This is a genomic window from Streptomyces sp. L500 (assembly GCF_054551825.1).
On the sequence record NZ_JBTOLC010000020.1, the window covers coordinates 53,993 to 73,560 of the forward strand.

The 19,568-nt window shown below is 70.6% G+C and carries 17 protein-coding genes and 1 pseudogene; 6 read left to right on the forward strand and 12 right to left on the reverse strand.

Translation table 11 applies throughout. From position 1 onward, the window contains the following. Positions 1-21: 21 nt before the first annotated feature. The 3 genes from ACX9I7_RS19635 to clpS form a co-directional block, all read right to left on the reverse strand. Entirely contained in the window at positions 22-1,470 is a 1,449-nt protein-coding gene (locus ACX9I7_RS19635; protein WP_387575021.1) for an amino acid permease, read from the reverse strand. Positions 1,471-1,792: 322 nt separating this feature from the next. Then, complete coding sequence (locus tag ACX9I7_RS19640; protein WP_459388037.1) at positions 1,793-2,386, reverse strand: DUF2017 domain-containing protein; 594 nt, start codon at positions 2,384-2,386, stop codon at positions 1,793-1,795. Further along, positions 2,386-2,697: an ATP-dependent Clp protease adapter ClpS gene (gene clpS / locus ACX9I7_RS19645; RefSeq protein ID WP_386725256.1), complete on the reverse strand. Its 312-nt coding sequence runs from the start codon at positions 2,695-2,697 to the stop codon at positions 2,386-2,388. Before clpS ends, ACX9I7_RS19640 begins: the two co-directional genes overlap by 1 nt. Before the next feature lie 131 nt (positions 2,698-2,828). Between clpS and ACX9I7_RS19650 the strand changes: the two genes are divergently transcribed. Together ACX9I7_RS19650 and ACX9I7_RS19655 are read left to right on the forward strand one after the other, a co-directional pair. After that, a complete protein-coding gene (locus tag ACX9I7_RS19650) occupies positions 2,829-4,157 on the forward strand; it encodes a nicotinate phosphoribosyltransferase (protein WP_459388038.1) in 1,329 nt (442 codons plus the stop codon). A 108-nt stretch (positions 4,158-4,265) separates the two neighbouring features. Beyond that, complete coding sequence (locus tag ACX9I7_RS19655; RefSeq protein WP_459388039.1) at positions 4,266-4,859, forward strand: isochorismatase family protein; 594 nt, start codon at positions 4,266-4,268, stop codon at positions 4,857-4,859. Positions 4,860-4,872: 13 nt separating this feature from the next. Here ACX9I7_RS19655 and ACX9I7_RS19660 read toward each other — a convergent pair whose 3' ends face one another. Next, positions 4,873-5,208, reverse strand: a complete 336-nt coding sequence (locus ACX9I7_RS19660; RefSeq protein WP_387575028.1) for a hypothetical protein — start codon at positions 5,206-5,208, stop codon at positions 4,873-4,875. A 116-nt stretch (positions 5,209-5,324) separates the two neighbouring features. Beyond that, positions 5,325-7,745 (reverse strand): immune inhibitor A domain-containing protein, encoded by a 2,421-nt coding sequence (locus ACX9I7_RS19665; protein WP_459388040.1) that lies wholly within the window; start codon positions 7,743-7,745, stop codon positions 5,325-5,327. Positions 7,746-8,109: 364 nt separating this feature from the next. Here ACX9I7_RS19665 and ACX9I7_RS19670 point away from each other — a divergent pair, with 364 nt between their 5' ends. Next, positions 8,110-8,382, forward strand: coding sequence for a hypothetical protein (locus tag ACX9I7_RS19670; RefSeq protein ID WP_387575034.1), 273 nt, complete (start codon positions 8,110-8,112; stop codon positions 8,380-8,382). Here ACX9I7_RS19670 and ACX9I7_RS19675 read toward each other — a convergent pair. Continuing rightward, positions 8,368-8,994: an RDD family protein gene (locus ACX9I7_RS19675; RefSeq protein ID WP_358627855.1), complete on the reverse strand. Its 627-nt coding sequence runs from the start codon at positions 8,992-8,994 to the stop codon at positions 8,368-8,370. The two genes, ACX9I7_RS19670 and ACX9I7_RS19675, sit on opposite strands and share 15 nt — an antisense overlap. A gap of 57 nt (positions 8,995-9,051) precedes the next feature. Beyond that, entirely contained in the window at positions 9,052-10,434 is a 1,383-nt protein-coding gene (locus ACX9I7_RS19680; protein ID WP_459388041.1) for an RDD family protein, read from the reverse strand. Positions 10,435-10,698: 264 nt separating this feature from the next. Between ACX9I7_RS19680 and ACX9I7_RS19685 the strand changes: the two genes are divergently transcribed. After that, positions 10,699-11,115 carry an SsgA family sporulation/cell division regulator gene (locus ACX9I7_RS19685; RefSeq protein ID WP_387575040.1) on the forward strand — a complete coding sequence of 139 codons (417 nt, stop codon included), beginning with the start codon at positions 10,699-10,701 and terminating at the stop codon, positions 11,113-11,115. 171 nt (positions 11,116-11,286) lie between these two features. Here ACX9I7_RS19685 and ACX9I7_RS19690 read toward each other — a convergent pair. Together ACX9I7_RS19690 and hppD are read right to left on the reverse strand one after the other, a co-directional pair. Further along, a pseudogene (locus tag ACX9I7_RS19690) lies at positions 11,287-12,648 on the reverse strand (FAD-binding oxidoreductase); the annotation flags it as partial. A gap of 130 nt (positions 12,649-12,778) precedes the next feature. Then, the gene (gene hppD, locus ACX9I7_RS19695; RefSeq protein WP_358627846.1) at positions 12,779-13,921 is read right to left on the reverse strand and encodes a 4-hydroxyphenylpyruvate dioxygenase; all 1,143 of its coding nucleotides are present in this window, start codon (positions 13,919-13,921) and stop codon (positions 12,779-12,781) included. A gap of 124 nt (positions 13,922-14,045) precedes the next feature. On the opposite strand from hppD, the gene ACX9I7_RS19700 reads away from it, so the two are divergent. Further along, complete coding sequence (locus ACX9I7_RS19700; protein ID WP_126914339.1) at positions 14,046-14,510, forward strand: Lrp/AsnC family transcriptional regulator; 465 nt, start codon at positions 14,046-14,048, stop codon at positions 14,508-14,510. Between the two features lie 107 nt (positions 14,511-14,617). Here the strand turns inward: ACX9I7_RS19700 and ACX9I7_RS19705 are convergent, their stop codons facing one another. Continuing rightward, the gene (locus ACX9I7_RS19705) at positions 14,618-15,409 is read right to left on the reverse strand and encodes a S16 family serine protease (RefSeq protein WP_459388042.1); all 792 of its coding nucleotides are present in this window, start codon (positions 15,407-15,409) and stop codon (positions 14,618-14,620) included. A 235-nt stretch (positions 15,410-15,644) separates the two neighbouring features. Continuing rightward, on the reverse strand, positions 15,645-16,286 hold the full coding sequence (locus ACX9I7_RS19710; RefSeq protein WP_387575049.1) for an IclR family transcriptional regulator: 642 nt from the start codon (positions 16,284-16,286) through the stop codon (positions 15,645-15,647). 295 nt (positions 16,287-16,581) lie between these two features. On the opposite strand from ACX9I7_RS19710, the gene ACX9I7_RS19715 reads away from it, so the two are divergent. Further along, a complete protein-coding gene (locus tag ACX9I7_RS19715; RefSeq protein ID WP_387575051.1) occupies positions 16,582-17,556 on the forward strand; it encodes an LAETG motif-containing sortase-dependent surface protein in 975 nt (324 codons plus the stop codon). A 66-nt stretch (positions 17,557-17,622) separates the two neighbouring features. On the opposite strand, the gene ACX9I7_RS19720 is transcribed toward ACX9I7_RS19715, so the two are convergent. Then, the gene (locus ACX9I7_RS19720; RefSeq protein WP_459388043.1) at positions 17,623-19,410 is read right to left on the reverse strand and encodes a DEAD/DEAH box helicase; all 1,788 of its coding nucleotides are present in this window, start codon (positions 19,408-19,410) and stop codon (positions 17,623-17,625) included. Between the last annotated feature and the right edge of the window lie 158 nt (positions 19,411-19,568).

Below are 19,568 nucleotides of genomic sequence, written 5' to 3' on the forward strand. Positions count from 1 at the left end.
CATTCAGGGTTCACACATGACCTACGCGGCCGGCGTGTAGTCCTTGCGCTCGAACGCCTTGGGGTTGCGCTTCTTGAGCACGAGGTAGGACACCCACATGATCGCGGCCCAGCCGGGCGCGCAGTACAGCGAGATCCGCGCGTCCTTGTCGATGCCCATGAGCACGATCACCATGAAGATGAAGGCCAGGGCGAACAGGCTGGTCCAGGGCGCGCCCGGGGCCTTGAGCTCGGACTGGGGCAGCTCGCCGCGGTCCGCCTTGCGGCGGTAGCGGAGCTGGGCGACCAGGATCATGATCCAGGCCCACATACCGGAGATGGTCGCGAAGGAGACGACGTAGTCGAACGCCTTGCCCGGCCACTGATAGTTGATCCAGACGCCGACGAGCATCAGCGCGGCGGAGAAGGTCGTGCCGCGGAAGGGCAGGCCCTTCTTGGACAGCTGGCCGAAGAACTTCGGGCCCTGGCCGTTGAGGGACAGGTCGCGGAGCATGCGGCCGGTGGAGTACATACCGGAGTTGCAGGACGACAGCGCCGCGGTGAGCACCACGAAGTTGACGATGCCGGCGCCGGCGGGCAGGCCGATCTTGGCGAAGGCGGCCACGAACGGGCTGACGCCCGGCATGAACTCGGTCCAGGGGACGATCGACAGGATGATGATGAGCGCGCCCAGGTAGAAGACGGCGATGCGCCACGGCACGGTGTTGATGGCCTTGGGCAGGGTCTTCTTGGGGTCGGCGGCCTCGCCAGCCGTGACGCCGACGAGTTCGACGGCGAGGAAGGCGAACATCACGATCTGCAGGGTCATCAGCGTGCCGCCGATGCCCTTGGGGAAGAACCCGCCGTGGTTCCACAGGAGGTTGAAGGAAGCGGTGTCGCCGGCCTTGGAGAAGCCGAGGGTGATGACGCCGATACCGATCAGGATCATGCCGATGATGGCGGTGACCTTGACCATGGAGAACCAGAACTCGAGCTCACCGAAGAGCTTTACGGAGATCAGGTTGACGAAGTAGAGAACGACCGTGAAGACCAGTGCGGACGCCCATTGCGGAATGCCCTTGTTCCAGTACTGGACATAGGCTGCCGCGGCGGTGACCTCGGTGATGCCGGTGACGACCCAGAAGAGCCAGTACGTCCAGCCGGTCACATAACCCCAGAAGGGGCCGAGGAACTCTCGGGCGTAGTCCGAGAAGGAGCCCGAGACCGGGCGGTACATGAGCAGCTCGCCGAGCGCTCGCATGATGAAGAAGATGACCAGGCCTGCGATGGCGTAGGCCAGGATGAGGCTGGGTCCGGCCTTGGATATGGCCTTGCCCGCGCCGAGGAACAGCCCGGTACCGATGGCGCCACCAATGGCGATCATCTGAATCTGTCGGTTGCCGAGTCCCCGCTCGTAACCTTCGGAAGCTTCCTGTCCGCTTCCTTCTCCGTCCCGCACTGCGGTGCGGTCCGCGACCTGCTCAGAGGTCATGGTGGTGCGCCTTTCTCCATACCGACCCGGTTGCTCCGGATCGGGTACCGATCCCCCCGGATGGAGTCCTGCTAGGTGCCGACGGTCGGCCGGCTCAGCGCCCCCGCCGTGACAGGGGTGGCGTCACGGAGGCAGGTCGGCAAGAAGTATCACGTCTAAAGGCGAGATCAATGTGTCTCTTGTGGCGCATGACACAAATAAATCAGGACAAAAGCAAAGACGGCGGCTTAATTGCCGCCGTCACAGTGACGTGATCGTTATTCGGAATTGAGCGTTCGGTTAACGAACGCCCGAAGAGTACTCCGAATACCGGAAAGTAACTTCACGAAGTGAGCGCCTCCACCAGCGTCTCCTGCAGCCCGCCGAGCCAGAGGTAGGCCATCACCATGGGCTTGCGCGCATCGCTGTCCGGCAGCCGGTAGAGGGCGTCGCCGTCGTCGTCGGCGGTGATCTCCAGCCGGGCCGCGATGGTCAGCCGGAGGTCGTTGAGCGTGCCCAGCCACTGCCGGCAGCCCTCGGCCTCCAGGCGCAGCACGGCGCCCCCCTCGCCGCCGGGGGTGAGGGAGTCCAGCGAGCGGACGACGCCGAGGGCGTCCTGGCGCTTGCGTTCGCGAAGGTCGTTCTCGGTGTAGCGGCGGAATTCGGCCGCGTGGGCGCGCTCCTGCCGGTCCTGCTCGGCGCCGGGGGTGCCATAGGCGTCCGGGAAGAGGCGGGCCAGGGCGGGGTCGGACGGCGGCTCGCTGGGGCCCTCGGCGAAGAGCCGGGCCAGCGGGTCGGCGGCCTCGGGGCCCTCCGCCTCGCCGGGGCCGATCAGCTCCAGGAGCTGGACGGCCAGGCTGCGCAGGATGGAGATCTCGACCTCGTCCAGGGCGACGGCGGCCCCGCCGCCCGCGAGCGGCTCGAAGTGGCCCGCCATCAACGGTCCTGGGAGAGGGTCGCCCAGAGCCCGTAGCCGTGCATCGCCTGCACGTCGCGCTCCATCTCCTCACGGCTGCCGCTGGAGACCGCGGCGCGGCCCTTGTGATGGACGTCGAGCATCAGCCGGTGCGCCTTGTCCTTGGGGTAGCCGAAGTAGGCCTGGAACACATATGTCACATAACTCATGAGGTTCACGGGGTCGTTATGGACCAGGGTCACCCAGGGGACGTCGGGTTCGGCCACAGCGAAGGGCGACTCGCCCGTTTCGGGCCGTTCGATCTCGACCGGTGCAACACTCACGCTTCCCATGCTGCCACTCGTCGTGTCCCCACGCATAAACGCCCCCCTGCGGGACGCGCGAACGGCCCTCGTACGAACGGTTTCCTGAACGCCCTCCAGAAATCGTCACTCTGACGAGTACCGGGGTAGCATCTGATCCCATGAACGCTGCGGACCTGAGGCTCCCGGTCGACGTCCCTTCGACGGCCCTCTTCACCGACCGGTACGAGCTCACGATGCTGCAGGGCGCGCTGCGGTCCGGCACGGCGCACCGGCGCTCGGTCTTCGAGGTCTTCACCCGCAGGCTCCCCGAGGGGCGTCGCTACGGCGTCGTGGCGGGCACCGGGCGGGTCCTGGACGCGGTGGAGAACTTCCGTTTCGACAGCGGTGTGCTGGACTTCCTCGCCGACCGGAAGATCGTCGACGAGGCCACCCTCGGCTGGCTGGCCGGTTACCGCTTCCGCGGCGACATCTGGGGCTACCCCGAGGGCGAGGTCTACTTCCCGGGCTCCCCGGTGATGCGGGTGGAGGGCACCTTCGCCGAGGCGGTGCTGCTGGAGACCGTGATCCTGTCCATCCTCAACCACGACTCCGCGGTCGCCGCCGCGGCCTCGCGGATGTCGGTGGCGGCGGGCGAGCGGCCGCTGATCGAGATGGGCGCGCGGCGCACCCACGAGCTGGCGGCCGTGGCGGCCGCGCGCGCCGCCTTCGTGGGCGGCTTCAGCTCGACCTCGGACCTCGCGGCCGGCTTCCGCTACAACATCCCGACGGTGGGCACCAGCGCCCACGCGTTCACCCTGCTGCACGACAGCGAGCGCGACGCGTTCCGGGCGCAGGTGGACTCCCTGGGCGAGGGCACGACGCTGCTGGTGGACACCTATGACGTGGCAGAGGCCGTCGCCATGGCCGTGGAGATCGCGGGGCCGGGGCTGGGGGCCGTCCGGATCGACTCCGGCGATCTGCTGCTGCTCGCCCACCGGGTGCGCCGGCAGCTGGACGAGCTGGGCGCCGAGAACACGAAGATCATCGTGACCAGCGACCTGGACGAGTACGCCATCGCCTCGCTGGCCGCCGCGCCCGTGGACGCCTACGGGGTGGGCACCCAGCTGGTGACCGGCAGCGGTCACCCGACGTGCTCGATGGTCTACAAGCTGGTCGCCCGGGCGGACGAGGACGGCGCGGACGCGCCGCTGCGGCCGGTGGCGAAGAAGTCGATGGGCGGCAAGGCGTCCGTCGGCGGCCGCAAGTGGGCCGCGCGCCGCCTCGACGCGTACGGGGTGGCGGAGGCCGAGGTCGTGGGCACCGGCGAGGTGCCGGCGGAGCTCGTGGAGCGGCAGCTGCTCGTCCCGCTCGTCCGAGGCGGCAAGACCGTCGCCAGGGAGCCCCTGAGCGCGGCGCGCGACCGGCACGCGGCGGCGCGCGCGGCGCTGCCGATGTCGGCGACGCAGCTGTCGCGCGGCGAGCCGGTGCTGCCCACGGAACACCCCTGACCGGGCGCCCGAGTGCCCCTCCCATTACGCAACCGGACTCACTACCCTCGGTCACATAAGGCTGATCCGTACAACCGGCCGAGGGCTCCTCGACAGAAGGATCCGCACATGACCCGTGCACTGATCATCGTCGACGTGCAGAACGACTTCTGCGAGGGCGGCAGCCTCGCGGTGGCCGGCGGCGCCGATGTGGCCGCGGCCATAACGGACCTGGTGGGCGAAGCCCCCGCCGGGTACGCGCACGTGGTCGCCTCGCGCGACATGCACATCGACCCGGGCCCCCACTTCTCGGATCGCCCGGACTTCGTCGACTCCTGGCCCCGGCACTGCGTCGCGGGCACCGAGGGCAGCGGTTTCCACCCCAACCTGGCGCCGGCGATCGCCTCGGGGGCGGTCCAGGCCGTCTTCGACAAGGGCGCCTACGAGGCGGGCTACAGCGCGTTCCAGGGGGTCGACGAGAACGGCGCGGGGCTCGCGGACTGGCTGCGCGGGCGCGGGATCACCGAGGTGGACGTCGTGGGCATCGCCACCGACCACTGCGTACGGGCGACCGCGCTGGACGCCCGGCGGGAGGGGTTCGCCACGCGGGTGCTGCTGGACCTGACGGCGGGGGTCTCCCGGGAGACGACGGACCGCGCCCTGGAGGAGCTCCAGGACGCGGGCGTGGAGCTGAGCGGCAAGCCGGTGGTCCAGGGCGGCTGAGGCACCGCCGGTCTCAGGCGCCGGGGGAGCTCGATCGTGCCTTCATCAGCCGGGGGATCGGGTGCCAGGACTCCGTGTCGTCGTGGTCGACCGGCTGCCAGACCACTCCGTCGGGGTGGTGGAGCACGGCCGTGATCTCGTCGGGGGTGGGCGGCTCGGTGTTGCCGCGCAGATAGACGGCCCGCAGGCCGAGGTTGCGGAGCCGGGTGAGCGCCCGCTGGCGGTTCACCGCGTGGACCAGCACCCGGACGCGGGTGTCCGGTGGGGCCCCGCCGCCGGGCGGGGCGGTCAGGGACAGGGCGACGACCACGCTGCCGTCGGGGAGCCGGGCGTATCCACCGCCTGCCATCAGCCTCTCGTCTCCGTTGAGACCCAGACCGTCAATAAGACCATCATGAGAGGCATTCTCAAGCCGGACGGCCGCCGTCCGCCAGGGGACGACGGCCGCCGGTGGCTACCGCTGGGTCACTTGCCGGCCGGGCCGACCTGGACCGTCATCGAGGAGCCGGTGAGGGCCTCGGTGAGGATGCGGATCCGGGTGTTGGTGTCCCGGATCTTCACACCGCCGGTCGGGTTCGCCTGGTCGTAGTAGGTGTTCTTGTGGTCGTCGAACACCGGGACGCCCAGCTTGCCCTTGACGCGGGTGGCGACGCCGTTGTTGTGCACGGTGTAGCCGTCCGTCGGGTACCAGCTGAAGGTCGAGTCGTAGGCCTGGAAGCGGTTCTTCATCAGCGAACCGTCCTTCCACTTCTCGGCCGCGGGGTGGGCGTCGATCGGCAGGATGCGGCCCGCGCCCGGGTGGACGCCGACGTTGTTGTCCACCTGCGAGGTGTCCCACTGCCAGATCAGCAGGCCGTTCTGGTACGGGTAGTGCTCCACCCAGCCCGGCTTGGTGTTCCGCCAGCCGAAGTTGTACGGGCCGACCTTCAGGGTGCGGTCGTACGAGACGTACTGGCGGTTCTCGGCGATGTAGTACTGCGGGTAGTCCTTGCTGAAGGACGCGCCGATGCGCGAGAAGCCCTTCGCCGTCCAGCCATTGTCGCCGTTCTCCGCGCCGTCGGTGAAGACGTTCGCGCCGTCGGCGGTCAGGGAGATGGCGTCGGCGGTGAAGCCCTTGCCGGAGGTGCCGCCGTCGGTGGCGTAGCGGAAGCGCAGGTCGATCTTCTTGCCCGCGTAGGCGTCGAGCGGGAAGGACAGCTTCTTGTACGCGCCGGAGGTACCGGTCAGGGCCGGCTTGTCGCCGCCGTCACGGGTGATCGCCTTGCCGTCGGCCGTGCCGTCGACGGGCGTCCAGTTGGCGCCGCCGTCCGTGGACACCTCGGTGTAGAGGTAGTCGTAGTTCTCCTCGATGTCCCACCAGCCGGACAGGTCCAGCGTGGCCTTGGACTTGCCGGTGAGGTCCACCGGGCGGGAGAGGGTGTTCTTCAGGTCGTCGCCCTGGCCGCTCCACCACTGCGAAGAGCCCTCGGCGGGCTTCACCACGTCGGTGGTGACCTTCTTGTCGGGGAGGCTGACGACGAGCGCCTGCTTGTCCTTGGTGTTGTACTCGGCGACGCCCAGCTTGTGGGTCGACTTCGTCGCGGCCTTGGCCTTGTCGTAGTTGAGCCAGCCGAGCTGGAGCTTGTCCCAGGCGCTCATGTCGCCGGGCATGTCGCCGATGGTGTCCTTGCCCTCGCCGAGCCAGGAGCCCGAGGACATCAGGGACCAGTAGGCGACGGAGGACTCACCGGTGCCGGTGGTGTCGTACTCGTCGGGGAGGCCCAGGTCGTGGCCGTACTCGTGGGCGAAGACACCGAGGCCGCCGTTCTCGGGCTGCATGGTGTAGTCGCCGACCCAGATGCCGGTGTCGCCGATCTGGGTGCCGCCCGCCTTGTTGTTCGCGGGGCCGGTCTTGCCCGCGTCGGAGCCGTAGGCGTACCAGCGGTGGGCCCAGATGGCGTCCTTGCCCTGGGCGCCGCCGCCCGCGGACTCGTCCTCGCCGGCGTGGACGATCTGGAAGTGGTCGATGTAACCGTCGGGCTCGTTGAAGTTGCCGTTGTGGTTGTAGTCGTTGCGGTCCCACTGGTCGTACTGGGCGAGGGTCGCCTTGATGTCGGCGTCGCTGCGACCGGCGGCCTTCTGGTCCGAGACCCACTGGTTGACGGCGTCGCGGATCAGGTCCCAGGCGCTGGGGCAGTTGGTGGAGCCGCAGTAGTTGGAACCGTAACGGGCCTCGTTCCAGGGGACGCGGACCCAGTCGGTGACCTGCCCGTTGACCGAGTAACGGCCGGACGACTGCTTCTCGTAGTACTTCGCCAGGGACTCCTTGTCCTTGTCGTGCGAGAAGTAGAGGTCCTGGAAGTACTGGCGGTTGTAGTCCTTCTGCCAGGCCGTGCTGTTGTCCTTCGCACGGTCCGGCTTGGCTATGGTGTTGTGCGCCGGGCCGGGCGTGCCGCCGTACTTGACCACGGGGGGCTTGGGGCCGTCGGGCCCGTCCGGGTCGTACATGGTGGTGTTGTCGACCTTGTCGCCGAAGTCGACCAGGATCGTAAATATCTTGTCGGTCTTCTCGCGGCCGAGCTCGACGTACTTGCCCTTGCCCAGCTGGACGACCTTGGAGGCGCCGCGCTGCTCCGGCTTGGCGTCACCCGCGACGACCTGCTCCACCGCCGCCTTGCGCTGGGCCTCCTGCTTCTTGCTGAACGGGCCCTTGAGGTCGTGCTCCACACCGGGCTTGACCTGCGCCGGGTCCTGACGCTGGATCTTGGCCGGGGCCTGGTCCGCGCCGGACGGGTCGGTCACGCCCGCCGCCTGCGCGACCCCCGCCGCCAGGGTGCCCGTACCGAGCGCCGCGACCACGACGGCCGCCGCGGCGGATCGGACGACCCTCCGATGGCTGATCTTCACTTGTGAATGTCCTCCCCAGTAAGAACTGTGGAGGTATTTGACCTGAGTGACGCAAGAAAAGACAGATCTTGACCATGGCGAACAAAGCAAGTACGTTATCCGGCCTTTAAGTTGCGGATAACGGGCGTCAATGGGCGAGACCGGGCGCGCTCGACTCACTTGACGACATACCAAACGCCCCCGTGCGCCCCTTTCGCTCCGGGCACCGTGGGTTAGGTCACGCTTACCAGCAGTTCCGCCAGGGCAGACAGCACCGTAGAGTCGAAGAGCGGTACGTACCAACGGCACGTACCGGCAGACGTACCGCCAGACTCCGGCCCCTTATATCCCCCCGCATATCGATGCCTTGAGGACGGATACCGCCATGCCGCGTCCGACTCCTGCACAGATCGCTTACGGATCGGCCACCGTAGTCTTCTCCGCCGCCGCGCTCCTGCTGCTGACCCCCACCGGGTCGGTCCTGATGCTCGGCGCCCTGGCCCTGGCCTCGCTCCTCCTCGGCTGCGCCGTAGCCGTCACCGTCCCGGCCCGCTCCCGCCGGGAACGTCAAGCTGCGGGCGCCGCCGCCAGGTTGCCCGAGCGGCGCACGCCCGCGCACGCCGGTTCGGCCGTGGGAGAGCACTCACTCAACAGTTGAGACCACGACCGTCCTGGCCGCCTTGTCGTGGACGCACTGGTGGTACGGCTTGTCCCAGGTGCACCACAACACGTTCACCAGCCAGAAGACGAAACCGCAGCACGGCACGATCTCGGGCAGGGAGTAGACCGCGGCGCGCGTCCACCCCGGCCGCCCTTCCGGGATCGCGCCGTTGTCGAGCATCGCGACCCGGATCCTCATCAGCATCTTGCCGACCGTCTGACCGCGCGTGGTCAGCATCAGGCCCTCGTACACGAAGTAGACGACCGCCACGATGATGGACAGGCTCGTGGACCGCGCCTGGTCGTTCCAGGGGTCGTAGTTCCGCGTCGAGAGGGAGAAGATCACGCTGATCGGGATGCTCACGATCAGCCCGTCGATGATGCGGGCGACGAGCCGCTTGAACCGGTTCGCGAGCGGGGGCATACCGGCGAGCGGATCGGGACCGTAGGGGCCGCCGCCGCCCTGGGGGGCGCCGTAGGGACCGCCGTACGGGCCGCCGCCGGGGTACGGGCCACCGGGATAAGGGCCGCCGGGGGGCGGGCCGGGGTACGGCCCCGGACCCCCGGGGGGTGGTTCCGGCGGTGGGGGCGGCGGCTGATCGGTGCTCATGGCCCGAGTAGAACCCAGGGCGCTACGGGACGCATCCGCCGCTGTGCCGTTCGGGGGCTAATCCCCCGCCGACGCCACGAACGTGCGCGCCGCCTTGTCGTGCCAGCACTGCCGCCAGGGCCGGTCGAAGACGCACCACAGCACGTTCAGCAGCCCGACGGCCAGCACCCCGAGCCCCCCGTACACCAGCCAGCGCCGCACCGCCGCCCCCACCGGCGCCGTGTCGTGCGACTCGATGTCCAGCACCCGCACCCCGAACAGCTTCTTGCCCAGCGTGCGCCCCCACTTGGCGGTGGGCAGCGCCTCGTACAGCAGGCCCGCGACCAGCAGCACGCCCAGCACGATCGCCAGGTACGTGCCCGTCGTGCCGTCGAGGAGCCAGACCGTCACCGTCCGGCCGGTCTGCCGGGCCTGCTCCACCTTCTCGTCGATGTGCTCGACCGACTTCGCCCACAGCGGCACCGCGACCGCGCTCACCACACCGCCCAGCACGACGGAGTCCACCAGCCGGGCGGCGAGCCTGCGGCCGAGCGCGGCGGGACGGCCCTGTGCCTGGGCCGCGCGCAGGAACGGGTCGTCCTTGGGCGGCTTCCACGCCGTGGGCGGCGCGACCGGCTCGGCCGCCGCGCCGGCGGGCGCGGCCTGCGGCCCCTGCTGGGCGAGCTGGTGCACCTGCTGGGCCCAGCCCATCGGCTGCTGCCGCTCCACGGGGACGGGCGCGGACTCCGGGCGCCGGGCGGGCAGCGCGGCCCCCTGCGAACCACCGGCCGGGGCGACCGGGGTGGCCGGAGCGACCGGGGCCACCGGGGCCGCTTCCCCGGCCCGCTGGGCGGGCCACGCCTGACGGGCCGCCGGCGCGTCCGCCGGGATCGGCGCGGGCGGCCCGCCGGGCGCCGAGCCGTGCGGCTTGGGCCGCAGGTCCAGGGTGCCCTGGCCGGGCACGGGACGCTCGGCCCGCTCCGGGGCCACCGGCTCCGCCGCGGCCGGCTCGGGCAGCCGCGGGTCACGCGCCCTGGGCAGCGCCGCGGCACCGCCCCAGGAGACCTGCTGCTCCTGGGCACCGGCCGCCGCCTGCCAGGCCCCGCCCCCGCCCGGCCCGGGACCGGGGCCGGGCCCCGGCTCGGGCTCCGGCTCCTCGTCCAGGAACACCGGCCCCGTCTCGTCCGCCGCGCGCCGCGCGACCGGCTCGGCGGAGGCGGGCGACGCGACGGGCCCGGCGGACGCGGGCGACACGGCGGGCGGCACCGGCGCGGGCGGCCGTGCGGCGGCCACCGACGGCGGCGGCGCGGGCATCGGCTCCCCCTTGGCGGGCGCCGGCCGGCTCGTACCGGGCACCCAGGCCGCACCGCTCCAGTAACGGATGTAACCCGGAATCGACGGGTCCGGATAAAAACCCTGAGGGGGGCTGCCGTCGGCGGATCCCGAGATAGGTGCGCTCATGGTCTCCGGTGTCCCGTATCTGCTCGGCCGTACATAAGAGGTGGTCACCAGGTCTACCAGAACGCCCCTTCCTCTGTGGCCGTCCCCGGCCCGGGCCACTCACACGTGCGACTCACCCGTGCGAGCACGGCCCGGCCGCGGCCCGGCACGAAAATCTTGAAACTGTTCGCCGAAACCGCGTAATGAAACCCGTCCGGCGCACTCTCTTCACCCGTAACCGATCCCGAGCGGACGAGCAGAAGACGAGTGGAAAGGGGTGCGCCCATGCACACCGAGGTGGTACGAGACCTGGAGACCGACCTGGTGCTGTCGCCGGAACACAGCGTTCCGATCCCGGCCAGGCTGACCTACCGGACGGCGGACCCCTACGCCGTCCACCTCAGCTTCCACATCACCTCACCACGGCAGGTGACCTGGACTTTCTCCAGGGACCTGCTGATCGAGGGGGTGTTCCGGGAAGCCGGTGAGGGGGATGTTCAGATCTTCCCCGGCAAGGTCGACGGACGCTCCGTGGTCTGTCTGGCGCTGTCCTCCCCGGAGGGCCGGGCGCTGGTGACGGTGCCGGTGAAGGAGGTGTCCGGCTGGCTGGAGCGGACGCTGCGGCTCGTGGCGCCGGGCCTGGAGAGCCAGTGGCTCGCCCTCGACGAGGCCCTGGAGGAACTGCTGGCCTCCGGTGCGTGAGGCGGAAGGCGCCATTCGGGGAGGGCCGGGCGCGGGCGGGCTACCCGATGGAGTGACCGCCGCGCCGGCCCCCGGGCCCCGTGGTCACTCCCCCGCGCCCCCGGCCGCCCGGTCGACGACCTCAGCGGCGTCGACGGCCTCACCGGGGTCGAGAGCCTTGCCGGCGTCGAGGACCTTGCCGGGGTTGAGCAGCCCGAGCGGGTCGAAGACGGCCTTGATGCCGCGCTGGAGCTCCATCGCCACCGGCCCGGCCTCCCGGACCAGCCAGTCCTTCTTCAGCAGGCCCACTCCGTGCTCGCCGGTGATGGTGCCGCCCAGCTCCAGCCCCAGGGCCATGATGGCGTCGAAGGATTCCCGGGCGCGGCGCGCCTCGTCGGGGTCGGCGGGGTCGAAGCAGACGACGGGATGGGTGTTGCCGTCGCCCGCGTGGGCGACGACGCCGATCGTCAGGCCGTGTTCGCGGGCGATGGCGGCGGTCCCGTCCAGCATCTCGGCGAGCCGGGAGCGCGGTACGCACACGTCGTCGATCATCGTGGCGGGGCGCAGCCGCTCCAGCGCGGGGAGGGACATCCGGCGGGCCTGCAGCAGCAGTTCGGACTCGGCGGCGTCCTCGGCGGGGACGGCCTCGGTGGCGCCGGCGGCGCGGCACAGTTCGGCGACGGCGGCCAGGTCGGCGGCGGGGTCGGGAGTGTCGAAGGCGGCGAGCAGCAGGGCTTCGGTGGTCTCCGGCAGCCCCATGTGCGTCAGGGAGTTGACGGCCCGGACGGTCGTGGCGTCCATCAGCTCCAGCAGGGACGGCGCGTGCCCGCGCGCCATGATGCTGCGGACCGCCTCGCAGGCCGCGGCGACGGAGGGGAACTCGGCGGCCAGCGCCAGCTGCGCGAGCGGCGCGGGTTTGAGCGCCAGGACGGCCCGTACGACGATGCCGAGGCTGCCCTCGGAGCCGACGAAGAGGCGGGTGAGGTCGTACCCGGCGACGCCCTTGGCGGTGCGCCTGCCGGTGGTCAGCAGCCGGCCGTCGGCCAGGACGACGTCCAGGCCGAGGACGTATTCGGCGGTGACGCCGTACTTGACGCAGCACAGCCCGCCGGAGGCGGTGCCGATGTTGCCGCCGATGGTGCACTGTTCCCAACTGGACGGGTCGGGCGGGTAGTACAGGCCGTGCTCGGCGACGGCGCGGGAGAGGACGGCGTTGACGACGCCGGGTTCGACGACGGCGATCCGCTCGACCGGGTCGATCTCCAGGACGCGGTCCATCTTGACGAGGGAGAGGACGACGCAGCCGTCGGTGGCGTTGGCCGCGCCGGAAAGCCCCGTACGGGCGCCCTGCGGCACGACCGGGACGCGCAGGGCGGTGGCGACGCGCATCACGTGCTGGACCTGCTCGACGGTGCGTGGCAGGACGACGACGGCGGGGGCGCCGCGCTCGCAGAAGCTCGCCATGTCGGCGGCGTAGGAGGCGGTGACGTCGGGGTCGGTGAGGACGGCTTCGGCGGGGAGTCCTGTGCACAACTGATCGATGAGATCACCCATGGGCCCACCCTGTCACCGAGCGCCCCCGCCGGAAAGATCGCGCGCCCCGAAGGGGCGCGGGGAACTGCGCGACCGGCCACGGCCGGCCCGCAGCCGAAATGACCGCGGCCCGGCGGGCCACGCCGCGAGGCTAAAGATTGCCGCGCTTCTCCTGCTCGCGCTCGATCGCCTCGAAGAGCGCCTTGAAGTTGCCCTTGCCGAAGCCCATGGAGCCGTGGCGCTCGATCATCTCGAAGAAGACCGTGGGGCGGTCCTGGACCGGCTTGGTGAAGATCTGGAGCAGGTAGCCGTCCTCGTCGCGGTCGGCGAGGATCTTCAGCTCGCGGAGGGTGTCGATGGGCACCCGGGTCTCGCCGACCCACTCGCCGAGCGTGTCGTAGTAGGAGTCGGGGGTGTCCAGGAACTGAACGCCCGCCTCCCGCATGGCCCGTACGGTCGCGACGATGTCGTTGGTGGCCAGCGCGATGTGCTGGACGCCGGGGCCGTTGTAGAACTCCAGGTACTCGTCGATCTGGGACTTCTTCTTGGCGATGGCCGGCTCGTTGAGCGGGAACTTCACCTTGCGGGTGCCGTCCGCCACGACCTTCGACATGAGCGCGGAGTACTCGGTGGCGATGTCGTCGCCCACGAACTCCTTCATGTTGGTGAAGCCCATGACGTTGTTGTAGAAGCTCACCCACTGGTCCATCTTGCCGAGCTCGACGTTGCCCACGCAGTGGTCGATGGCCTGGAAGCGGCGGGGCGTGGGCTCGACGATGGGCTCGGCGGCGACGTAGCCGGGCAGGTACGGGCCGGTGTAGGCGGAGCGGTCGACGAGCGTGTGGCGCGTCTTGCCGTAGGTGGCGATGGCGGCGAGGACGACGGTGCCGTGCTCGTCCTTCAGCTCGTACGGCTCCGCGAGACCGGTGGCTCCGTGCTCGATGGCGTAGGCGTACGCCGCCCGGGCGTCGGGCACCTCGATGGCGAGGTCCACGACGCCGTCGCCGTGCTCGGCCACGTGGTCGGCGAGGAAACGGCCGTGCTCGGTGCTCGCCTTGATCACGGTGGTGAAGACGAACCGGGCGCTACCGGATTCCAGCACGTAGCTCGCGGTCTCACGGCTGCCGTTCTCCGGGCCGGAGTAGGCGACGCGCTTCATGCCGAAGGCGGTGGAGTAGTAGTGGGCGGCCTGCTTGGCGTTGCCGACGGCGAAGACGACCGCGTCCATCCCCTTGACCGGGAAGGGGTCTGCCTGCCGTGCGGTGTGCGGGGTGTGATCGGTGGTCTGAGTCATGGGCGAAGAGTCTCTCCGAACCACAAGGTGCGCAATAGTTTGCGATTTCACTGGGCATTATGCATAGAGGCGGTCGAGAAGCCCCGGACGATCTGTGCAGGATGACCACGAAAGGAGCATCAGGGTGATCGATCGTTTGGACGGGCGGCTGATCGAGCTGCTCGCCCGGGAGCCCCGGATCGGGGTGCTGGAGGCCTCACGGCGGCTCGGCGTGGCGCGCGGCACGGTGCAGGCCCGGCTGGACCGGCTCCAGTCGCAGGGGGTGATCAGGGGGTTCGGCCCGGACGTGGACCCGGCGGCGCTGGGCTATCCGGTGACCGCGTTCGCGACGCTGGAGATCAAACAGGGGCAGGGCGCGGACGTCCGTACGCACCTGGCGTCGGTGCCCGAGGTGCTGGAGCTCCACACCACGACCGGGCACGGGGACATGCTGTGCCGGCTGGTGGCCCGCTCGAACGCGGACCTGCAGCGGGTGATCGACCGGGTGGTGGGCTTCGAGGGGATCGTCCGGGCGTCCACGGCGATCGTCATGGAGAACCCGGTGCCGCTGAGGATCATCCCGCTGGTGCAGCAGGCGTCGGAGGACTGACGCGGTGCGTTAGCGCCCCGAAGGGGCGCGGGGCAGTGTCGATATGCGGCTGCCGCCGCGTGGGCGCGACCAGCCCCCACCGGCCCGCGGTGACGGGACCGGAGCGCTCAGGCCGGGCAGGACGGCACCCGTCCACCGGAGGCCAGGGCCTTCAGCGAGGCGACCGCGTCGCTCAACGTGTCGACCGGGATCAGCCGCATGCCCTTGGGCAGCTCCGCCCCCGCCTCGGAGCACTCGCCCTTCGGCACGATGAAGACGGTGGCGCCGTCGCGCCCGGCCGCCTGGGTCTTGAGGGAGACGCCGCCGACCGCTCCGACGCTGCCGTCCGGGGCGATGGTGCCGGTGCCCGCGATGACCCGGCCGCCCGTCAGGTCGCCGCCCCGGCCGTCACCGGCGATCTTGTCGATGATGCCCAGGGTGAACAGCAGGCCCGCGCTGGGCCCGCCGACGTCGGCGAGGCTCAGCTCCACCTTCACGTCCTTGGGCGAGCGGTGGAGATAGCGCAGGGCGGCCTCGGCCGCGGCGTCCTGGGACTTCTTCATCTCCGCGACGTTGTGCTTCTCGATCTCCGTGTCGGACTGCCCCGGGGGGTAGACCGCGTCGCGCGGCATCACGGCCCGGTCCCTGCGGAACCAGCTGTCGACCACGTCGGTCAGACCGATCTCGGTATCCGGACCGGTGGCCTCGATGGTGGTCATGCGCAACTGCCCACTCGTCTCGCGGGTCGGGACGCCGGAGATGGTGATGACCGGCTTGTCCTTGTGCAGGCCGAGCACGTTCGCCGTCGTGGAGCCCGGCTGGGCGATGACGAACGGCAGGGGGACGAGCGCGGCCACGGCGAGCAGGGCGACGACGGGCGCGGCGCAGACGGCGAGGACGCGGGTGGGGGCGGCTGGCATGCTGCGAATCTAATTCACGTGGGGGGTGCACGCGGCATCCGGGACCGCCTGGGGGTACGAGTCGGGGGCGGGTCGGGTCGGACGGGCCCTTACGGGGCTGAGCTCTTCGCGGTGCCTGGTATCGCGGGATTGGTCGCCCCGCAGGTGTCTCCAGCGGCGAAGAGCTCTTCACGCCCCTACCAGGGCCCGTCCGCCCCGCCCCGCCCCCTTGCGCCGGTGGGTCACCGGCTACCGGCTACCGGAGGGCGTCGGCCACCTCCTTCGCGGCCTCCATGACGCGGGGGCCGACCCTCGGGGGCACGGAGTCGGCGAGCATGACCACTCCGACGCTCCCTTCGAGGCCGGACACCCCGAGCAGGGGTGCGGCGGCCCCGCTCGCCCCGGCCTCGAGCTCGCCGTGGGTGAGGGCGTAGCCGGGGTTGTCGACCTCGCCGCGGCGGGCGGCGAGGATGGCCCGTCCGGCCGCGCCGCGGTCCAGGGGGTGGCGGAATCCGGCGCGGTAGGCGACGTGGTAGTCGGTCCAGGTCGGCTCGACGACGGCGACCGCGAGCGCCTCGGCCCCGTCGACGAGGGTGAGATGGGCGGTGGCTCCCAGGTCCTCGGCCAGCGAGCGCAGGGCGGGCAGGGCCGCTTCCCGCACGAGCGGGTGCACCTGCCGGCCGAGCCTCAGCACGCCGAGGCCCACCCTGGCCCGGCCGCCTATGTCCCGGCGGACGAGCGCGTGTTGCTCCAGGGTGGCCAGGAGCCGGTAGACGACGGTCCGGTTGACCCCGAGCCGGGTGGACAGCTCGGTGACGGTCAGTCCGTGGTCGGTGTCCGCTAGCAGTTTGAGGACCTTCAGTCCCCGATCGAGCGTCTGCGAAGTCTCCGCGGTCACGACGCCCCTCCTCCGATGAGTGGCGGCTCCCGTCGCAGGTGGGGGTCGCGCCGCCGGTCCCGTTCCGGCAGCGCGCGAGGAGAGGCCGCCGGCGGCTTGTCGTTATGGTCCGGCTGCGCTCCGCGGCGGCGCTGCCACGGGGCGTGTGCGTGACCGGCACGGTAGCGCCGCCGGTCCGCTCAGCGGAAGAGTCTGCCCACAATCCGGGCACCACGGAGGGGAATTGTGCAATCCACTTCGTGGACGGAGCGATCCAGGGGGGCCATGGGCATTGGAGGGCTTTAGTGTGATCGCCATGCAGATTTCCCGAATAGCCACGATCGTGGCGGCCGGTGTCATCACCCCGGCCCTCTTCCTGGCCACACCGGCGGTCGCCGAGGAGCAGCCGGCCACGACGGGACAGACGACCGGTCAGACCACCGGACAGACGACGGTCGAGCAGCCGGGCACGGCCCCGGCCGACAAGGCCGACACGCCCAAGGACAAGGACACTTCTTTCCGGATCCCGGTGGGGCTGGAGGGTCCCTCGACCATCAAGGCGGGCCCTGGCAATTGGGCGCAGTTCAAGATGTCGTTCGACAACAGCGACGGCGACAAGGACGTGACCTTCAAGCCGCACGTGGCCTACCTCCCCTCCAAGCCCGATATGGCCAAGGAGAAGGACTACGCCATCAAGGTTCAGTTCCGAACGGGCTCGGACGCCCGCTTGCACGACGCCAAACTGACCCCGGGCTACAGCCCGGACGGAAAGTCGTTCACCCTCTCCGGCTCGCTCGACCCGTACGTGGTGAAGAAGCACGAGAAGGCGACGTTCGAGCTGCTGGTGAGCTTCGATGAGCGGACTCCGGACCACACGGCCCGCCTCCGGGTGACAGCCGAAGACAATGTGGCCGCCACGACCGAGCACGAGTTCTCCGTCAAGGCCGTCAAGCCGAAGCCCGACCCGAGCAAGAGCCCCACCGCCTCGGCCTCCCCGACCGCGACCGAGTCCGGTAAGACGACCCCCGGCAACAAGACCAAGCCCTCCGCCAGCGCGAGCGCGAGCGCAAGCGCCAGCCCGAGCGCGTCGGCCTCGACGACCGCCGCCGGCTCGGGCTCGGGCGCGAGCTCCGGTTCCGGCGGTACCACCGCCAACGGCAGCCGCACCGAGCTCGCCGCGACCGGTTCCGACCCGGCCACCCCGTGGATCGCCGCGGGCGGCGCCGCGGCGATCATCGCCGGCGCCGGCCTGGTCGTCGCGACGCGCCGCCGCGCGAACGCGCAGGGCTGACACGCGAAGGGGTGCCGCCCGACCAGGGCGGCACCCCTTCCTCGTGCGAACCGCACAGCGCGAGCGTCACCGCATACGCGTGGCCCACTCCCGCACCTTGTTGATGCGCTCGGTCAGCTGCCCCGCCGTCGCCTCCGCGCTCGGCGGGCCGCCGCACACGCGGCGCAGCTCGGTGTGGATGACACCGTGCGGCTTGCCGCTCTGGTGGACGTACGCGCCCACCAGCGTGTTGAGCTGCTTGCGGAGTTCCAGGAGCTCCTTGTGCGTGACAACCGGCCGCCGCTCGGCGGGGATTTCGAGGAGGTCCGCCTGCTCGTCCGGCTTGCGGCGGCTGTGCGCGATCTGCCGGGCCTGGCGCTTCTGGAGCAGTAGCTGCACCTGCTCGGGTTCCAGCAGTCCGGGGATGCCGAGGTAGTCCTGCTCCTCCTCGCTGCCGGGGTGGGCCTGCATGCCGAACTCGGCGCCGTCGTAGAGCACGCGGTCGAAGACGGCGTCGGACTCCAGGGCCTCGAAGGGGAGCTGGTCCTGGTCGCCGGTGTCCTCGTCCTGCTCCTTGTTCGCCTCGTCCATCTCCTTCTCGGACTCGGCGTAGGGGTCCTCCTCGCCCTCCTTCTTGGGCTTGTCGAGGACGTGGTCGCGCTCGACCTCCATCTCGTTGGCGAAGGTCAGCAGCGTGGGGATCGTCGGGACGAAGACGGACGCCGTCTCGCCGCGCCGGCGGGAGCGGACGAAGCGGCCGACGGCCTGGGCGAAGAACAGCGGCGTGGAGATCGTCGTGGCGTAGACGCCGACCGCCAGGCGGGGCACGTCCACGCCCTCGGACACCATGCGGACGGCGACCATCCAGCGGTCCTCGGACGCCGCGAAGTCGTCGATGCGCTGGGAGGCGCCGCTGTCGTCGGACAGCACGAGCGTCGCGCCCTCGCCGGTGATCTCGCGGATCAGCTTGGCGTAAGCGCGTGCGGACTCCTGGTCGGAGGCGATCACGAGCGCGCCCGCGTCGGGGATGGACTTGCGGACCTCGGTCAGCCGCCGGTCGGCGGCGCGCAGCACGTTCGGCATCCAGTCGCCGCGCGGGTCGAGGGCGGTGCGCCATGCCTGGGAGATCGCGTCCTTGGTCATGGGCTCGCCGAGCCGGGCCTCCAGCTCGTCGCCCGCCTTGGTGCGCCAGCGCATGTTGCCGCTGTAGGAGAGGAAGATCACCGGGCGGACGACGCCGTCGCCGAGCGCGTTTCCGTAGCCGTAGGTGTAGTCGGCGGAGGAGCGGCGGATGCCGTCGTTTCCCTCTTCGTAGGTGACGAAGGGGATGGGGTTGGTGTCGGAGCGGAACGGCGTGCCGGTGAGGCAGAGGCGGCGGGTGGCCGGCTCGAAGGCCTCCAGGCAGGCGTCGCCCCAGGAGCGGGAGTCGCCCGCGTGGTGGATCTCGTCGAGGATGACGAGCGTCTTGCGCTGCTCGGAGCGGTTGCGGTGGAGCATGGGGCGCACGCCCACACCGGCGTAGGTGACGGCGACGCCGTGGTACTCGCGGCCCAGCGGCCCGGCGCTGTACTCGGGGTCGAGCTTGATGCCTATGCGGGCGGCCGCTTCGGCCCACTGCTTCTTCAGGTGCTCGGTCGGTGCGACGACGGTCACCTGCTGGACGACGTGGTGGTGCAGCAGCCACGAGGCCAGGGTCAGGGCGAAGGTGGTCTTGCCGGCGCCCGGGGTGGCCACCGCGAGGAAGTCGCGGGGCTGCGTCTGGATGTACTTCTCCATGGCGCCCTGCTGCCAGGCGCGCAGCTTGTTGGCGGTACCCCAGGGCGCCCGTCCGGGGAAGGCGGGTGAGAGATGGTGATTCGCGGTGGTGGTAGTCACGGTCTCCGTCGGTGGGGTCGGCGGTCGGCAACCGCGTCAGCCTACCCGCGTCGGCCGACACTGCCGGGTGCTACAGGCCGGGTCCACACGGGGGTGGGACCGACGTCACAGCTGAAATCCAGCCCGTCCGGCGTTTGAGGACAAGGGGGTCCGGGGGC

Excerpts from the sequence above, each read along its gene's own strand:
- ACX9I7_RS19635 (WP_387575021.1), bottom strand. The coding sequence starts at position 1,470 with ATGACCTCTGAGCAGGTCGCGGACCGCACCGCAGTGCGGGACGGAGAA.
- ACX9I7_RS19640 (WP_459388037.1), bottom strand. The coding sequence starts at position 2,386 with ATGGCGGGCCACTTCGAGCCGCTCGCGGGCGGCGGGGCCGCCGTCGCC.
- clpS (WP_386725256.1), bottom strand. The coding sequence starts at position 2,697 with ATGGGAAGCGTGAGTGTTGCACCGGTCGAGATCGAACGGCCCGAAACG.
- ACX9I7_RS19650 (WP_459388038.1), top strand. The coding sequence starts at position 2,829 with ATGAACGCTGCGGACCTGAGGCTCCCGGTCGACGTCCCTTCGACGGCC.
- ACX9I7_RS19655 (WP_459388039.1), top strand. The coding sequence starts at position 4,266 with ATGACCCGTGCACTGATCATCGTCGACGTGCAGAACGACTTCTGCGAG.
- ACX9I7_RS19660 (WP_387575028.1), bottom strand. The coding sequence starts at position 5,208 with ATGGCAGGCGGTGGATACGCCCGGCTCCCCGACGGCAGCGTGGTCGTC.
- ACX9I7_RS19670 (WP_387575034.1), top strand. The coding sequence starts at position 8,110 with ATGCCGCGTCCGACTCCTGCACAGATCGCTTACGGATCGGCCACCGTA.
- ACX9I7_RS19675 (WP_358627855.1), bottom strand. The coding sequence starts at position 8,994 with ATGAGCACCGATCAGCCGCCGCCCCCACCGCCGGAACCACCCCCCGGG.
- ACX9I7_RS19680 (WP_459388041.1), bottom strand. The coding sequence starts at position 10,434 with ATGAGCGCACCTATCTCGGGATCCGCCGACGGCAGCCCCCCTCAGGGT.
- ACX9I7_RS19685 (WP_387575040.1), top strand. The coding sequence starts at position 10,699 with ATGCACACCGAGGTGGTACGAGACCTGGAGACCGACCTGGTGCTGTCG.
- hppD (WP_358627846.1), bottom strand. The coding sequence starts at position 13,921 with ATGACTCAGACCACCGATCACACCCCGCACACCGCACGGCAGGCAGAC.
- ACX9I7_RS19705 (WP_459388042.1), bottom strand. The coding sequence starts at position 15,409 with ATGCCAGCCGCCCCCACCCGCGTCCTCGCCGTCTGCGCCGCGCCCGTC.
- ACX9I7_RS19715 (WP_387575051.1), top strand. The coding sequence starts at position 16,582 with ATGCAGATTTCCCGAATAGCCACGATCGTGGCGGCCGGTGTCATCACC.